Here is a 17352-nt window from a genome sequence, read left to right as displayed (position 1 = left end):
AAGACGCGAGGATTATTTAGGTGCGTAACTAGGACAGAATCACTGAACGAGTCAGGTGACGCGGGGTGTCTGGATTCAGACCCCGGTGTTCCGCGCGCGCCACAGCGACGCGTTGCAGCAGCACCAGGGAGGCCATCGGATCGTAGTCGTGGTGGACCAAAGTGGCACCGGTAGCGGCGATTTGCGCCTCCATCCCCTCGGGGACAGAGCCAAAAATCCAGGTAATGCGGTTCGGTTCGGCAATGGAAATCGGCCCGTGGCGGTATTCCATCGCGGGATAGGACTCGGTCCAGGATTGTGAGGCTTCGCGCATCTTTAGGGCGGCTTCGTTGGCGAGTCCGTAAGTCCAGCCGGTGCCGAGGAAGGTGAATTGGTCGGCGGTTACGAAAGCTGCGGGAATTTCCGCATTCACTGCCGCGGCGCAATCCGCAATAGCTTTCGTCAAGTCCTCTCCGAGACTGGCGCGCAGCAAAGCCAGAGCCGTGGTGGCGAAACGCGTTTGCACTACCGACGTTTCATCCGCGAAGTCTAAAACTAGTTCCATGTCGGTAAAGGGTGTGGCGGGACCATTGCCGACGGCGGTAATTAAGCGGGTGGGAACCTTGCCATGCAAGGCTTTGAGAATATCGATAATCTCCGTGGTGGTGCCCGAACGAGACAGGGTAATGACCATGTCATAGTGGCGTGTCAGGGGGAATTCGGTAGCGGTGAAAGCATCGGAGACTCCGTGTCCGGCGACTTCCCGCGCTCGGCAGTATGCCTGCGCCATGAACCAGGAAGTACCACAGCCAATCATGGCAACACTTTTGCCCTTATCGGGGAAAAACTTGGGGTCCAGGGAAGCGAGCATGTCAATGGCCTGTTTCCAGGTTTGGGGTTGGCTAGCAATTTCCTCAGCGGTGATACTCATGGCGGTGTGTTCTCCCTAATAAAATCGGCTACATTGTTCAGAAACAAAAATACCACGCAAGGTGACACAAATTGTTTGAAACTGATTTAAATTTCATATTATAGACATTTTAAATCAATCAGGAGGGAAAGCGCATGGCCCATCAATCATTACGGCTGACCAAAATCCTTGATTTCGTGCTCGAAAACGGCTCGATTCAGGTAGAGGACATCGAAACTCTCCTGGGTGTATCCCCAGCCACTGCACGTCGCGATCTGGACAGGTTGGCATCCCAACAGATGGTTACCCGGGTTCGTGGGGGAGCGGTGGCCAACCCCCTATCCGGGGACCTGCCCTTGCGGTATCGCCCGGTGAATAGTGGGCGAGTCAAGCAGCGTCTGGCGAAAACTGCCGCCAAATTGGTGAAACCGGGGGATGTTATCGGCTTGAACGGGGGAACCACCACCACGGAAGTTTCGCGCGAATTGGCGCTGCGTGTTTCGAAAGATCCCGGGTTTCAACGTCACGGGATAACAGTCGTGACGAACGCTATCAATATCGCCAATGAGCTAGCGCTACGACCACAAATCAAAGTCATAGTAGTGGGCGGGACGCTACGCCCTTGCTCTTATGAAGTCGTGGGTAATATGTCTGGACTGGTGCTGGACAATTTGGCGATGTCGCGGATGTTTTTGGCGGTGGTCAGTATTGACGTGAAACGTGGTTTGTTCAATGATGACTTGCTGGAAGCGGAGACCAACGCTGATTTTCTCCGTTCCGCGCAACGAGTCACCGTGGTGGCAGATAGCTCCAAATTCTCCGCGTTGGGGACTGCCCGGATTTGTGACTTTGAACCGATTGACGAAATCCTCACAGACAGTGTCGATTCGCAAACTTTAGAAGTCTTGGAAAGCCAAGGTATCACGGTTTTGACTGTCTAGGAACGGGCCGGCAAATAGAATAATTTGTTTAAAACGCACCAAAATGATTAGAAAAATCATATTCTTTGTTGCAGGTGTTCAATGAAGTCCACCTTTTCGCCTGAGACAGTGCGGAAAAACTACCTCGGTTACCACCGTGAGCTGACAACTTACAACAATGGAAAGGAAAGCTCGTGAAAGGCATCGTAAAAATTAGCGCAGTAGCAGCAATCGCGGCGCTCGCTTTAGCAGGATGTGCAGGTTCTGACTCCGGCTCAGGCAGTGCTGCAGCGGATCCGGCTAACTTGGAAACCACTATTAAAATTCTGGCTCCTTCGTACGCCTCCTCGACCAAGACGGACTGGGAGAACATTATTGCTGAATACAACAAGACCTATCCGAAGGTCAAGGTTGAGCTGCAAATTGAAGGTTGGGACGATTTCTCCTCCAAGGTGCAGGCTCGTGTACAAGCCAAGGACTTACCCGACATTTTGAACGACAATAACTTTGCGTCCGCAGCCGACGGCGAACTGCTCTACCCCATTACAGAAGTCATGAGCGAGGACGTGTTGAATACGATTGAACCCGCCCTTCTGAAGAACGGTGTAGGGGCGGACGGAACTCAATGGGTCGTCCCCGACGTGGCCTCCTCCCGCATGATGGCCTACAACACCGGCATTTTTGAAAAAGCCGGCATCACGGCGGTTCCCGCTACATGGGACGAACTGGAGCAAGCCTGCGACAAGATTAAAGCTGTTTCCCCGGATGTGTACCCCTACGGTATGCCTCTAGGCCGAGAGGAAGCTCAGGTTGAGTCCTCACTGTGGCTGTGGGGAGCCGGTGGTGACTGGTCCGAGGGTGATACGTTGAAAGCCAAGAGTGATAAAGCCGTGGAGGCTTTCACCGAGATGAAGAAGCTCATCGATAAAGGCTGCACCCAACCCAACGCCGGCACGTCCAACCGTCAAGATGTCGCCGACCTGTTCAACAACGGCAAGGTGGCCATGATGATGGCCCACTCTGGTCTATTGAGCGTAACAGAGGAGGACTACCCCGACATTAAGTACGATATCGCCCCGATTCCCTCCAAGGATGGCAAGGGTGTGGCAATCGGAGTGACGGACTTCATCCTCGCTTTTGACAATGGCGATGACGCCCGCAAGCAGGCTACTAAGGGATTCCTTGACTTGTTCTACTCGGACGCGATGTACCAGAACTGGTATGCCCCCTCCGGGTTGCTTCCAGTGACGGAGAGCATCATTGAGCAAGGCAAGTCCGAAGCCGGCCCCATCGACAAGAAGTTCTACGAAGCGCTGAGTACCGTAAGGTTCCTGCCAGTGGGCAACCCGCAGTGGGATACGCTGCAAGGAGCCCTGCAGTCTACTGCCGGGAAACTGACCGCTCAAGAACCAGCCGCTGTGCTGGATGCGATTCAATCCCAGGTCGATGCCGAGTCCTGACGTGAACGCTTGAAAACGGGGCTGTAGAGGTGGCTACTGTCACCTCTACAGCCCCGATAAAAACCCGCTTTGTATAGAGGAATCTCGTCGATATGAAAAGTGCGCCCAGTGTGGAACAGAACGTCAAGACCCAGTTGCGCATCCAAACTGAGCCAAAAGCGAAAAAGAGCCGGTGGTTGGAAACTGTAGCCGCTATACCGTGGCTGGCGCCGACTCTTCTGCTGATTATCGGGGTTGTGATTTACCCGACTATCCTGCTCATCTACTATTCATTCATTAAATTCAACAAGTATGGGGTAAACAAAGGGTTTACAGGTTGGGACAACTATGTCGGTAAAGCCGGGGCGCTGACGTATCCCTCTGTGCACATTGGCCAGGTGCTACTCAACACCACCCTGTGGGTGGTCGTAGTCGTGACGGTGACAGTGCTAGTTTCCTTGGGGTTGGCGCAGTTCCTCAACAAGGACTTCCCCGGTCGCAAGCTGGTGCGACTCTTCGTGATTCTCCCGTGGGCGTGTTCTGTGGTGATGACGACCACCGCCTTTAACTACGGCCTTGACTCAGAATATGGTCTGTTCAACCGGTTTTTTGTAGACACGGGCATCTTGCAAAAAGCCTATGCTTTCACGGAAAATCCCACGGCGGCTTTCTGGGTCGCAGTTTTTGTGGCCATCTACGTGTCGTTACCCTTTACGACGTACACCATCCTGGCGGGACTGCAGTCCGTCCCGAAAGACATTCTGGAGGCTTCTCGAGTAGACGGTGCCAACTCCTTCCAGCGCTATTGGCTGATAGTGTTCCCCATGTTGCGCCCCGCTGTCGCCACCGCTGCTTTGATAAACATCATCAACGTATTTAACTCCCTGCCTATTTTGCAGATCTTGGTGGAATCCCCTGGCTATCACTCCGCCCACACCACCACAACCTTGATCTTCCAGTACAAGGCACAGCTCGGCCCGGGCGTCTCGAGTGCGCTGTCTGTCCTGAACTTCATGTTCTGCCTGGTGATTATTGCCATCTATCTCATATCTGTGAAGCCGACGAAGGAGGTGGAGTAACATGAGTACCCCTCTGACCAAACATTCTGAACCGGCCAAGGCAGCTTCTGAAGCTACCCCAGCGACCCGCCGTAAACGCCGTCCCGCGGGCATGGTCATGACGATTGTCGGGGCGCTGCTGATTGTGTTGTTCTTCCTATTTCCCTACGCGTTAATGTTTGTGACTTCGGTTAAGACTCGCGGCGACGTACGGAAAATCCCACCGGACTACCTGCCTTCCAAACTGGAACTGAGCAACTACCTAACGGTGTGGTCCTTCCCCGCGGTAAACGTAGGCAAATCGCTTTTGGCCACGGCCGTCATCGCCATCGGGGCGACACTCCTGGTGCTGTTGGTGGCGACCCCCGCGGCCTACTATGTGGCTCGGTTCCGTTTCCCCGGGCGGATGCCCTTCCTGTTCCTGGTACTGTGCACCCAGATGCTCCAGCCTACCGTGTTGGCGGTCGGCCTCTACCAGGAGTTTTCCAGCTGGCAAGGACAAGTCGTGTGGGTGGCGCTAATCCTCATCAACGGGGCTTTTAACCTGTCTTTCGCAATCTGGATTATGCAGGCGTTTTTCTCTTCAGTACCCAAGGAAGTGGATGAAGCCGCTTTGATGGATGGCTTGGGACGTCTCCAAACCATGTTTAAAATCTCGTTGCCTCTGGTGTGGCCTGGTATCGTTACCGCGGTCGTATTCGTGTTCATTAATACCTGGAACGAGTACGCAGCGGCTTTCGTGTTGGTGCAAAAGCCCGAGTTGCAACCTTTGACGGTGGCAATGCCGCGTTTCTTGGGGCTTTACGTGCGTGAATGGCAGTACATGTTTACAACATCCGTAATCGCGATTGTGCCGGTCATTATCATGTTTGCCCTCATCGAGAAGCGTCTGATTGGTGGTCTTACTTCCGGCAGCATTAAGTAGCTTTGCTGGCGGGGTCGCTCTGCCAGGATTTAACAGCGGAAAATTGCTTACAGCACGCAAAAGTTATAGAGTAGATACTCGCGTGTTCTTTGTCCGAGGCGACCTAGAACCGTTGATATTGCGTAAGTATGCGCCGGCAATATCACGGCAGGTACAGCGAGGGACGAGATGTTCAAACGCCGGAGCGCATCGAGATTTTCAAGGTGGAAGGGGAGACCCTCGTTGACGCGACTTTTCGCGCAAAAGCAGAGGGTAACCTATTGAAACCAAAAGGGAATCTCGACCATCCATACGACATAAAGGAAACGGAAATCTTGGCTACGAAATCCAAAGAATCCTCCACTCACCCTTTCCGGGTGTCTTTTGCCCAAATCGATGAACCGATGGCGCCGCCGAATCTGTTGGCGCTCCAGACCGAATCTTTTGACTGGTTCCTGGGGAATGAAGCCTGGCAGGAGCGTGTTAAGAAAGCCGATGAAACCGGTGATAAGCATGTTCCCCGCACTTCAGGCCTGCAGGAAATCCTGAACGAAATGAGCCCGATTGAGGACAACGGCGGCACCATGAGCTTGTCCTTTAAGGACTACACGTTGGAAAGCCCGCACTACACCATCGACGAATGCAAGGACAAGGACCTGACCTACAACGCGCCGATGTACGTGACGGCCGAATTTATTACTTACGAAACCGGCGAAATTAAGACCCAAACCGTGTTCCTGGGCGAATTTCCGTTGATGACCCCACGCGGGACTTTCATCGTCAACGGTACCGAGCGGGTGGTCGTGTCCCAGCTGGTGCGTTCCCCCGGCGTGTACTTTGAAAAGACCGCGGACAAGACCTCGGACCGGGACATTTACCTGGGCAAGGTCATCCCCTCCCGCGGCGCTTGGCTCGAGTTCGAGATTGATAAGAAAGACACGGTCGGGGTGCGTATTGACCGCAAGCGCAAGCAGTCCGCCACCATTTTCCTCAAGGCGCTGGGTATGAGCGTCGGCGAAATCCGCGAGGCTTTCCAAGACTTCCCGTTGATGCTGGAAACCCTGGAAAAAGACGGCGCGATTGAAACCCAGGATCAGGCCCTGGAGGACATCTACCGCAAGATTCGTCCCGGCGAGCCGCCCAGCGTGGAGGCCGGACGTAACCTGCTGCATAACTTTTACACCAACCCCAAACGTTACGACCTAGCCGAGGTGGGACGCTACAAGATCAACAAGAAGCTCGGTGTCGAGAGGGAGATGGGCGAGCGCACCCTGGATTTGACCGACATTGTCGCCGCCTTCCGCTACCTGTTGGCGTTGCGTGCCGGGGACGACACGGTCAAGGTTAAAGACGCGGCCGGCAAAGAAACCGAACTGCGCATCAAGACCGACGACATCGACCACTTCGGCAACCGCCGGGTGCGTCCGGTCGGTGAGCTCATTCAGATGCAGGTGCGCACGGGTATGTCCCGTATGGAGCGCACGGTGAAGGAACGCATGTCCACTCAGGACGTCGAAGCTATCACCCCGAACTCGCTCATTAACATTCGCCCGGTCGTGGCGGCCATCAAAGAGTTCTTTGGGACCTCTCAGCTGTCGCAGTTCATGGACCAAAACAACCCGTTGGCGGGTCTGACGCACAAGCGCCGTCTGTCCGCTTTGGGTCCGGGCGGCCTGTCCCGAGACCGGGCGGGGATGGAAGTCCGTGACGTGCACCCCTCGCACTACGGGCGCATGTGCCCGGTGGAAACTCCCGAAGGCCCGAACATTGGTTTGATTGGCTCGCTGGCGACTTTCGCGCGGATTAACCCTTACGGTTTTGTGGAAACCCCCTATCGCGTGGTTAAGAAAGGCGTCGTTACCAACGAAATCCACTACATCACCGCTGACGATGAAGAAGGCAAGAACATCGCCCAGGCTTCCGCGCAGCTCACGAAAGACGGGCACTTCGTAGAATCCGCGGTACTGTGCCGTTCTACCGGCGGCGACCCGGTGCTGGTCAGCCCCGAAGAAGTCGACTTGATGGACGTTTCGGCTCGTCAGATGGTGTCGGTCGCAACGGCGATGATTCCGTTCCTGGAACACGACGATGCGAACCGCGCCCTGATGGGGGCTAACATGCAGCGTCAGGCAGTGCCGCTGCTGAAAACCGAGGCTCCTCTGGTGGGCACCGGCATTGAGAAACGCGCCGCAATTGACGCCGGCGACGTGGTCGTAGCCAAGAAAGGCGGCGTCGTCACAGAGGTCAGCGCAGATTTGGTGCGTGTCCAAGAAGACGACGATGAAACCCGCGTTTACGCGCTAGAAAAGTTCAAGCGTTCCAACCAAGGCAACTGCTATAACCAGCAGGTTATTGTTGACGAGGGCGACCGGGTCGAAGCCGGTGACGTTCTGGCTGACGGTCCTGCTACCGCTGGTGGGGAAATGGCTTTGGGCAAGAACTTGCTGGTGGCCTACATGTCCTGGGAAGGGCTGAACTATGAGGACGCCATTATTTTGAGCCAGCGGGTCGTTTCCGAAGATTTGCTGACTTCGATTCACATCGAGGAACACGAAATCGATGCTCGGGACACGAAACTCGGCGAGGAAGAAATTACGCGAGACATTCCCAACGTTTCCGAAGCTGCCCGCAAGGACCTGGACGAACGTGGCATTATCCGTGTCGGCGCCGAAGTTAGCGCGGGCGACATCCTGGTCGGTAAGGTGACGCCGAAGGGCGAAACCGAGCTGACCAGTGAGGAACGTCTGCTGCGGGCTATCTTAGGTGAAAAGGCGCGAGAGGCCCGCGACACTTCGTTGCGGGTGCCCCACGGGGAATCCGGCATCGTTATCGGGGTCAAGGAATTTGTGGCCGGCGACTGCGAAGACGCCGCGCTCGGACCTGGCGTGAAACACATGGTTCGCGTCTTTATCGCCCAGCGCCGCAAGATGACGGTCGGAGATAAGATGGCTGGCCGTCACGGCAACAAGGGCTGTGTTTCCAAGATTCTCCCGGTTGAGGATATGCCGTTCCTCGAGGACGGCACCCCGGTGGACATTATCCTGAACCCGATGGGTGTGCCCGGTCGTATGAACCTGGGTCAGGTACTCGAATTCCACTTGGGCTGGCTGGCTCACGAGGGCTGGGATATCAGTGAAGCCCGCAAGGCCGGTGAACAGTGGGCTCAGGATGTTCCTTTGGAGGTTTGCGAACCGGGACAGCACGTGGCGACCCCCGTGTTCGACGGTGCGGAGGCTGACGTGATTACCGGCCTGCTGCGCAACACTCGGGTTCGCGACGACTTCGACCGCCCGCTTATCGACGAAATGGGCAAAGCCAAGCTGTTTGACGGCCGTTCCGGGGAACCTTTCCCGTACCCGATTGCTATCGGCTACAAGTACATGCTGAAACTGCACCACTTGGTCGATGACAAGATTCACGCCCGTTCTACCGGCCCGTACTCCATGATTACCCAGCAGCCTCTGGGCGGTAAGGCCCAGTTCGGCGGCCAGCGTTTCGGTGAGATGGAGGTGTGGGCTATGGAGGCTTACGGCGCCGCCTATGCCCTCCAGGAACTGTTGACGGTGAAATCCGACGACGTGCAAGGACGTGTGCGGGTTTACGAATCTATCGTGCGCGGCGAGGACCTGCCTCAGCCGGGCATTCCGGAATCTTTCCGCGTGTTGATGCAGGAAATGCGTTCGCTGTGCTTGAACGTAGAAGCGCTGGACGCTGCCGGCAACGCCATCGACTTGCGTGACGATGACGACGAGGCCGGCCGCGGCCCCAACAGCCTCGGCTTCGACCTGGGCAAACGGCCCAACGCCCCCGGCCTTTTGACGACCGACGAATTCATCAACGCCTAAGACGGACCGGAAGAAGAGGAAAGAAAACACATGTTGGATGCAAACAAGTTTGACAAGTTGCACATCGGTTTAGCGACTGAGGACGACATTAACGGTTGGTCCCACGGCGAAGTTAAGAAGCCGGAAACCATCAACTACCGGACGTTGAAGCCTGAGAAAGAAGGCTTGTTCGATGAACGGATTTTCGGACCGACCCGCGACTGGGAATGTGCCTGTGGCAAGTACAAGCGCGTGCGTTACAAGGGTATTGTCTGCGAACGCTGCGGGGTGGAAGTCACCCGTTCCAAGGTGCGCCGCGAGCGGATGGGTCACATTAAACTCGCTGCCCCGGTGACGCATATTTGGTACTTCAAGGGCGTGCCTTCCCGTCTCGGTTACCTGCTGAATATCGCTCCGAAGGACCTGGAAAAGGTTATTTATTTCGCGGCCTACATGATTACCGAGGTCGACGAGGAACGTCGCCACAAGGACCTGTCCGATATGCAAAAGGAATCCGATTTGGCGCGGGGGCAAATCGAAAAGAACCGCGATTTGGACGTCGAAAAGCGCGCCCAAAAGATGGAACAGGATATGGCGGCGCTGGAAAAGGAAGGCGCCGAGAAATCCGAAATCGACAAGGTCAAGCGCAACGGCGAAAAGGAAATGCGTGCCATTCGCCACCAGGCTGAGTCTGACCTGAAGCTGCATGACGAAGTTTGGGACCGGTTTAAGAACCTGAAGGTCGGCGACCTGGAAGGCAACGAGCTGGTGTTCCGCGAAATGTATGCCCTGTACGGGACCTACTTCAAGGGCGGCATGGGTGCCCAGGCAGTGAAGGATCGCTTGGAGTCTTTTGACCTGGTAGCTGAGGCCGAGGCGCTGAAAGAGGTCGTGGAGAGCAAGTCTGGTCAACAAAAGACCCGCGCTCTGAAGCGTTTGAAGGTCATTAACGCTTTCCTCCAGACCGGCAAACCGGCTTCCGCGATGGTTCTGGATTCTATTCCAGTCATTCCCCCGGATCTGCGCCCGATGGTGCAGCTGGATGGCGGACGTTTCGCGACTTCTGACCTGAATGACCTGTACCGCCGCGTCATTAACCGCAACAATCGTTTGAATCGTTTGCAGGAATTGAAAGCCCCGGACATCATCGTCAACAACGAAAAACGTATGTTGCAAGAGGCTGTGGATGCGCTGTTCGACAACGGTCGGCGGGGCCGGCCGGTGACGGGTCCGGGCAACCGTCCCCTGAAGTCCCTGTCCGACATGCTCAAGGGCAAGCAGGGGCGTTTCCGCCAGAACTTGCTGGGCAAGCGCGTGGATTATTCGGGTCGTTCCGTGATCGTGGTCGGCCCCCAGCTGAAGCTGCACCAGTGCGGTTTGCCCAAAACGATGGCTCTGGAGCTGTTCAAGCCCTTCGTGATGAAGGTGTTGGTGGAAAACGGGGAAGCCAAGAACGTCAAAGCTGCCAAGCGCATGGTAGAGCGGCAAAACCCCCAGGTCTGGGACGTTTTGGACGAGGTTATCACCAACCATCCGGTCTTGCTGAACCGCGCGCCAACCCTGCACCGTTTGGGTATCCAGGCTTTCGAGCCGCTGCTGGTGGAAGGCAAAGCGATTCAGTTGCACCCGCTGGTCTGCGGCGCGTTCAACGCGGACTTTGACGGCGACCAAATGGCTGTCCACGTCCCGCTGTCCGCTGAAGCCCAGGCTGAGGCCCGCGTGCTGATGCTGTCGTCTAACAACATCCTGAAGCCTTCAGACGGACGCCCGGTGACCATGCCTTCCCAAGACATGATTATCGGGATTTACCACCTGACCTCGGATGAAGATCCGGAGATGGTGCATAACCCGCGGTTTGACCCTGACGGCAACCGGGTGTTGAAGCACTACTCCAGCCCCGCCGAAGCCCGCCTGGCTTATGACAACGACGACCTGGCTTTGCAGGAAACCTGCGTAATTCGGATGGAACCAGGCGACTTGCCGCCGGAGGACATGAAAATGCCCGAGGGGTGGCAGCCGGGAGACCGCTTTGAGCTGGAAACTTCCCTGGGCCGGGTTATCTTTAATGACTCGCTGCCGCGTGACTACCCGTTCGTGAACTACGTGGTAGAGAAAAAGAAACTCGGCAAAATCGTCAATGACCTGGCGGAACTGTACCAAAAGGCCGATATTGAGGTGTCCCTGGATGCGCTCAAGTCCTTCGGTTTCCACTGGTCGACCTGGTCCGGGATTACGATTTCCTTCACGGACGTGGTGCCGCCCTCGACCAAGCCCGCCATTTTGGAAAAGTACGAGAACCTCGCTTCTGAAGTCCAAGCAGACTATGACCTGGGTGCCATCACCGAGGACGAACGCTACAGCGCCCTGATTGACCTGTGGCGGGCGTGCACGAATGAAGTGGCCGAGGAAATGCGCGAGAACTTCCCCGAACGCAACAATGTGTACCGCATGGTGAAGTCCGGGGCGCGCGGTAACTGGTCCCAGATTCAACAGATTGCCGGTATGCGCGGTCTGGTGTCCGACCCGAAACAGCGCTTGATTGAGCGCCCGATTAAGTCGAACTACCGCGAGGGTCTGTCCGTGCTGGAATACTTCATCGCGACCCACGGCGCCCGCAAGGGTCTGGCGGATACCGCTTTGCGTACCGCGGAATCCGGCTACCTGACCCGTCGTCTGGTGGACGTGTCCCAGGATGTCATTATCCGCGAGGAGGATTGTGGCACCCGCAAGGGCCTGACCATTACCATCGGTTCGGTCAACGAAGAAGGTCAAGTCGAGCCTGACGAACTGGTCGAGACCACCGCTTTTGCGCGTACCTTGGCTGTTGACGCGGTGGATGAGGCCGGAAACGTCGTGCTTGAAGCCGGGCAAGATGTCGGTGACGTGGCTATTAAGAAGCTCTTGAAAGCCGGTATCACCCAGATTAAGGTGCGTTCCGTGCTGACCTGTGATGCGGCGATTGGTACCTGTGCTGCCTGCTACGGGCGGTCCCTGGCTACCGGCAAGCGCGTAGATATTGGTGAGGCTGTCGGTATTATCGCGGCGCAGTCCATTGGTGAGCCCGGTACTCAGCTGACGATGCGTACCTTCCACACCGGTGGTGCGGCTTCGGCGGCCGATATTACCCAGGGTCTGCCGCGTGTACAGGAGCTGTTTGAGGCGCGTACCCCCAAGGGCGAAGCGACCATCACCGAGGCTGCTGGTCGGGTGAAGATAAACGACGACCCCTCCGGCCCGCGCGAGGTCATAATCACTCGTGATGACGGCAAGGAGGACCTGGTCATCGAGGTGTCTCGCCGCCAGGCACTGCTGGTTGCGGACGGAGATCACCTGGAGGTGGGCGACCGCCTGACCCAAGGTCCTATTGACCCGAAGAAACTGCTGCGCGTGAAAGGCCAAGCCGAAACCCAGCGTTCCCTGGTCAACGAAGTGCAGCAGGTTTACCACAGCCAGGGCGTAGATATTCACGCCAAGCACATCGAGGTTATCGTGCGCCAGATGCTGCGCCGCGTCACCGTGCTGGAGTCGGGCGACACTATGTTGCTGCCCGGTCAGCTCATCGATCAGGCGAAGTTCCGTGAAGAAAACAAGCGAGTCGTGGCGCAGGGCAAGCAGCCTGCCTCGGCACGTTCCGAGCTGATGGGTATCACCAAGGCGTCCTTGGCTACCGATTCCTGGCTGTCCGCGGCTTCCTTCCAAGAGACCACGAAGGTTCTGACCAACGCGGCGATGGAAGGCATCGACGACCCGCTGTCGGGCCTGAAAGAAAACGTCATCCTGGGCAAGCTGATTCCGGCCGGTACCGGTCTGAGCCGTTACCGCCGGGTGGAAATCAAGCCTTCCGCGAGCGGTCACGAGATGCTGATGTCGCAGCTGCCTTACAGCGACACGACCGGATTCGGGCTGTTCGATGACGATGTCGACCTGGAACACCCGTGGGGGTAGGGCCGACAATGCTCGATGACCTGTGATTACGGGGCTAAATCGGGTTTAATTCAATAGTTTCGGGGTTCCCGGTTCGCCAGCTGCGGTTGGCGGGCCGGGAACTTCAGTTTTTCAACACCCGGTTGATAGGGTTATGGCTATGGGATTGTTGGATAAGGCCAAAGATATGGTTCAGGCGGTAAGGTCTGGTAACACCGGTGACGAGTCGAGCAGCGCCGTTGAGGTGGGGAACACGGTAGAGGTCAAGGAGTTAGAAGAGAAAGCCTCCGGTTTGGCTGCCTGGCCGACCGGGATGCGCTTCGCTTTCGCCCTGGCGGCCAGCGCGCTGATAATTTTCCTTCTGGCCCAGATTGCTGGGGTGTTCATGCCAACTTTCCTGGCATTTTCGCTGGCGTTGGCGGTGCGACCGGTTTCGGAGTGGCTGATTCGTCATCGCTGGCCGGTGGGTTTGGCCGCTTTGGTCAACATCGTGCTGTTGTTTGTCATCCTGTTTGTCATGCTGGGGTTGATTGCGATTGCCATCACCGCAATGGTCACCGAATTGCCTCGCTACGGCTCAAAGTTCCAGGCCCTCTATGAACAAGCCATCAGTCAGTTGGATCAACGCGGCTTCGACACTTCCGCCGTGTTGGATTCCTGGAAGAACGTGGATATTAACCGGATTTTTTCCTACCTGTCCGGTTTTGCTAACCAGATTAGCGGCGCGGGAACCACCCTGTTCTTTATCATCATGGTGTCGATTTTTGTGGTCGGGGACATCGTTGTGGTACGCCGCCGCGCAGCCGAGCTGGCTTCCTACGTGCCAGGTTTCGCCATCGCCCTGCGCAATTTCTCCCTGCGGGTGCGGACCTACTTCCTGATGACCACCGTTTTTGGTGCTGTCGTGGCGCTGGTGGATGTAGGAATTCTCTTTGCGTTTGGCGTGCCGACCCCCTGGACCTGGGGCATCCTCGCTTTCGTGGCGAACTACATTCCCGCGGTGGGATTCATTCTGTCCATGATTCCCCCGATTTTGCTGGCTTTGGCGCTGGGCGGGGTGTGGCCCGCTGTCGGGGTATTCATCGGTTACATGGTCGCGTCGCTGCTGTTCCTGAACATTTTGCAGCCTCGCATCGCCGGGAACGCGGTGGGCTTGAACGCCACCGTTTCGTTCCTGTCTTTGATGGTGTGGTCCACGGTGATGGGCCCGCTTGGCGCGATTCTGGCGGTGCCGCTCACGCTGTTCTTTAAAGCTATCTTTGTGGACTCCGACCCGCGCACGGCCTGGATTGATGTGTTCTTCCGGCCCTCCGATGAGCCGACCTCCCTGGTGGTAGACCGGAAAAAACGTGACCGTGACGGGGACGGGTTCGACGATGTCACCGGGGAATCCCGGAGTTTCGATACGCGGTTGCGCGAGGAACAGATCCATGACGCGGCTGAGAAAGAACGTGCCCGGGCGCAAGCGACCTTGGACAAACTGAACCAGGAAGCCCTGGTGCAGGCTGCACAAAAGGCTGAAAAAGAGAAAGCCAAGAAGTCCGACCCCTCTGAGAAAACCGAGGAATAGCAATCCGGCCTGCTGATTTCGCCCGGCGATAGGTCAGGGTTTTCCCGGTTCACCAGGCCGATTTGTCGGCTGTGAGTCTCGGGGTAGCTAGGTGAGTCTGGTGATACCGGGGCAAAACCGGGTACGTGCGGTTTTCTGGCGGGGGCACAAGCTCGGGTGGCTAGGATTTCGTGTCGGGTCAGTCCGCGGGGTCCGGGGGATTTTGGGGGTCTGTGGGCTTCTCTGGGTCGGAATTTTCGTCCGGGCGGGGCTGGAGTTTTTCGTCCTCTTTCTCCCGCTTCTTGCGTTCGTATTCTTCACGCTGTTTCTCGCGCAGTTTCCGACTGACTTCCTCGAGGAATTCCGGGTCGTCGTCAGGAGCGCTGGGCTGTTTCGGGGCAGGTTTTCGTCCGAGACTGATGGGTACGGATTCCTCACTAGACCAGATATTCGGTTCGATAACCCCGCCTTTGGCTTCGGCTGCGGCGACTCGGGACACGATTACCCACGCAATCGCTCCGATGGGGCTCAGCAGCAAAATCAGTAGAATCCACAAAATCTTTGGCACCTTGCCGGGCATGTTATCTTTCGGGGTGCGAATGCAATCAATCAGCGCATACAGGGTCAGCGCCAACCACAAGATAAACAACAAAACTCTGGCCACGGCTTCATCTTAACGTATAACCAGTGGTCTTTCTTGTTTTGTCGATTTCTGGACATGCCTGGAAGATACCAACGGAGAAAATAGTATAAATAATGCGGGGGGAGGCGACCGGTATTATGATTTTTAAATGGTTTTATTCGCAAAGAAGGGGTCGCAGATGTCTAACCCCAAATCACGCTGGATTCTCTGGGCTGCTTATGCCGTGCTGTTCCTGGCTTTGCCCTATGTGACCCAACCGATTTTTAAGTTGGTGGGCGATTGTGGTTTTGGGTGGATTTTGCTGATTTTCTACCTGGCGTTACCGCTTTTGGGACTGGGGTGCGGGGTTGCGGACGGGATTGTCAACGGCTGGTCGCTGTGGTGGCTCATCGCTCCGGTAGTACTGTTTATTCCGCACTTTTTTCTGGCGATGGACGCGGCTGCCGACCTCAGCATCCACTGGGACGAATTTGTCCTATTCGCCGGCATCTATGTCGGTTTTGCGTTTATCCCCAACCTCATAGCGGGGCTAATCCGGAACTCCTCGCAGCGCTCCCGGGCGCAGTCCTAAGCCCGCCCGAACCTGCGGGGCTCGGTTAGCGCACCCAAGCGCGACCGGCGCGAAGTTCCCGTTTCGCCAGCTCGGTGACCTCGTGACGAGCCACCTTGCCCGGTCCTAACGTGGGCAGATGCTGCACCACCACGACCACGCGGGGAGCGTGTGCAGCGCCGAGCTCCGCGGTGACGGCGGTGCGAATCCGCGCCGCCAGAGAATCCGGCTCAGTATTTCCATCTTTCCCCCGAACCCCCAAGGAAGCCGGGGAGCCCAACATCGGAGCCAGCAAATCCACGTCGAGGTCGTCTCCAGGCACCACCACCGCGGTCACCAGTTCACCCCAGCGTGCATCGGGCAGCCCGACCACACACACTTCACCAACCCCCGGCACACTTAAAGAAGCCTGCTCAACTGCGGAAGCATGAACTTTCACCCCGCCGGTGTTGATGACATCATCGGTACGGCCCTGGATAATCAGGCGCGGACCTTCCATCCGGCCGGTGTCGGAAGTCTTAAACCAGCGGCGCGGCCCCATCTGAATCCACGGCGAAACCTCCGCAGGATCGACTCCAGACGGCGGTTTCTCAACGTAGCCCTCCATCAAAGACGTGCCGGTAATCCACACGGTATCGCCCACGGTAGAAACTTGGGTTCCCAGCAGGGGAATCCCGTCATAGACACAGCCTCCGCAGGTTTCCGTCATCCCGTAAGTCTCCACCACGTGCCAGCCCACGGCTTTGGCCCGGTCGGCCAGGAACGTGGTAAATGTGGCACCCCCAACCAATATGGTGTCCACTTTCGCCAAGGCCTCGACCGCGTCCCCGCCCTCGTCCAGAATCTTTGACACCTGGGTCGGCACTAACGACAGATACACCGGCAGGGTTGAATCCTTGGTGGCGCGTTCCACCGCGCGCACCAGGCTGGCGGGCTTAAATCCGTTAGTGGTATCCACGATGACGGGTTTCGTCCCAGAAATAAGCGAACGGGTCAACACCTGCAGCCCTGCCACGTGGTGAGTCGGCAGTGCCAGAATCCAGCGGCCCGGCCCGCCCAGGGCAGCCAGGGTCGAACGGGCGGAGGACACCAGGGCGCTGGCGGAAATCGCCACCAAATGCCCATTGCCGGTCTGAGAGCCGGAGGTCTGCATAATTAAGTCGGTTTTGGCTGGTAGAGGCCCATTCAGGCGCGACCGCAGGGTTTGGCGGGCCTGTTCCGGATCGACTCCCGGGGCGATGGGAACCAGGATTTCACGTACCGGCTGGCTGGGGGGTGCGTCCGCGGGGGTGCTCTCAGCAGTGTCGTCTGCGGGTTTTTCAGTGTCGGTAGCGTCGAGGGTGGTCTCAGCAGGCTGTTCGGGTGATTCCGATTCCGCAAGCAAGTCCGATTCTTCTGGGGATTCCGGGGTTTGTGAGTCCTCCTCGGCGCGGACTTCCGCGAACGCCGCCTCCCAGTCGTAGTCGTCCGCGATTTGCCGACCGCTGCGGGCGAGTTCTTCCTCGGTAGTCAGAAAAGGCTCAATCGCGGTATCCAAAAATTCGGCCAGACTGACTACGTCCTGGGGCTTCGTGCCACCCGTCAGGAAACAGAACCGGACGGGAACTCCCCGCTTCGCTGTGTCACTCACCAACTTCACCCTGCCTTAACGC

11 protein-coding genes are annotated in these 17352 nt (G+C 57.0%); 8 read left to right on the top strand and 3 right to left on the bottom strand.

Annotated features, from left to right (window positions below):
• Positions 1–28: 28 nt before the first annotated feature.
• On the bottom strand, positions 29–910 hold the full coding sequence (locus tag SPI05_RS01200; RefSeq protein ID WP_321075391.1) for a sugar isomerase: 882 nt from the start codon (positions 908–910) through the stop codon (positions 29–31).
• Positions 911–1044: 134 nt separating this feature from the next.
• Between SPI05_RS01200 and SPI05_RS01195 the strand changes: the two genes are divergently transcribed.
• From SPI05_RS01195 to SPI05_RS01165, 7 genes are all read left to right on the top strand, one after another.
• Positions 1045–1830 (top strand): DeoR/GlpR family DNA-binding transcription regulator, encoded by a 786-nt coding sequence (locus SPI05_RS01195; protein ID WP_321075388.1) that lies wholly within the window; start codon positions 1045–1047, stop codon positions 1828–1830.
• A gap of 173 nt (positions 1831–2003) precedes the next feature.
• Positions 2004–3269, top strand: a complete 1266-nt coding sequence (locus SPI05_RS01190; RefSeq protein ID WP_321075386.1) for an extracellular solute-binding protein — start codon at positions 2004–2006, stop codon at positions 3267–3269.
• A 92-nt stretch (positions 3270–3361) separates the two neighbouring features.
• Positions 3362–4327 carry a sugar ABC transporter permease gene (locus SPI05_RS01185; protein WP_321075384.1) on the top strand — a complete coding sequence of 322 codons (966 nt, stop codon included), beginning with the start codon at positions 3362–3364 and terminating at the stop codon, positions 4325–4327.
• A gap of 1 nt (position 4328) precedes the next feature.
• Positions 4329–5231 (top strand): carbohydrate ABC transporter permease, encoded by a 903-nt coding sequence (locus tag SPI05_RS01180; protein WP_321075383.1) that lies wholly within the window; start codon positions 4329–4331, stop codon positions 5229–5231.
• Positions 5232–5545: 314 nt separating this feature from the next.
• The gene (locus SPI05_RS01175) at positions 5546–9055 is read left to right on the top strand and encodes a DNA-directed RNA polymerase subunit beta (RefSeq protein WP_321075433.1); all 3510 of its coding nucleotides are present in this window, start codon (positions 5546–5548) and stop codon (positions 9053–9055) included.
• A 30-nt stretch (positions 9056–9085) separates the two neighbouring features.
• Positions 9086–12979, top strand: a complete 3894-nt coding sequence (locus tag SPI05_RS01170) for a DNA-directed RNA polymerase subunit beta' (RefSeq protein ID WP_321075382.1) — start codon at positions 9086–9088, stop codon at positions 12977–12979.
• Positions 12980–13112: 133 nt separating this feature from the next.
• Positions 13113–14528, top strand: a complete 1416-nt coding sequence (locus SPI05_RS01165) for an AI-2E family transporter (protein ID WP_321075381.1) — start codon at positions 13113–13115, stop codon at positions 14526–14528.
• Between the two features lie 178 nt (positions 14529–14706).
• On the opposite strand, the gene SPI05_RS01160 is transcribed toward SPI05_RS01165, so the two are convergent.
• Positions 14707–15171 carry a PLDc N-terminal domain-containing protein gene (locus SPI05_RS01160; RefSeq protein ID WP_321075379.1) on the bottom strand — a complete coding sequence of 155 codons (465 nt, stop codon included), beginning with the start codon at positions 15169–15171 and terminating at the stop codon, positions 14707–14709.
• A 157-nt stretch (positions 15172–15328) separates the two neighbouring features.
• On the opposite strand from SPI05_RS01160, the gene SPI05_RS01155 reads away from it, so the two are divergent.
• Positions 15329–15721: a hypothetical protein gene (locus SPI05_RS01155; RefSeq protein WP_321075378.1), complete on the top strand. Its 393-nt coding sequence runs from the start codon at positions 15329–15331 to the stop codon at positions 15719–15721.
• A gap of 25 nt (positions 15722–15746) precedes the next feature.
• Here the strand turns inward: SPI05_RS01155 and SPI05_RS01150 are convergent, their stop codons facing one another.
• Positions 15747–17339 (bottom strand): AMP-binding protein, encoded by a 1593-nt coding sequence (locus SPI05_RS01150; RefSeq protein WP_414601945.1) that lies wholly within the window; start codon positions 17337–17339, stop codon positions 15747–15749.
• Between the last annotated feature and the right edge of the window lie 13 nt (positions 17340–17352).

The organism is Mobiluncus sp., from assembly GCF_034180645.1.
Lineage (GTDB): Bacteria > Actinomycetota > Actinomycetes > Actinomycetales > Actinomycetaceae > Mobiluncus.
Note: the sequence above shows the minus strand (reverse complement) of the source record. Positions and strands in the feature narration are given on the sequence as shown.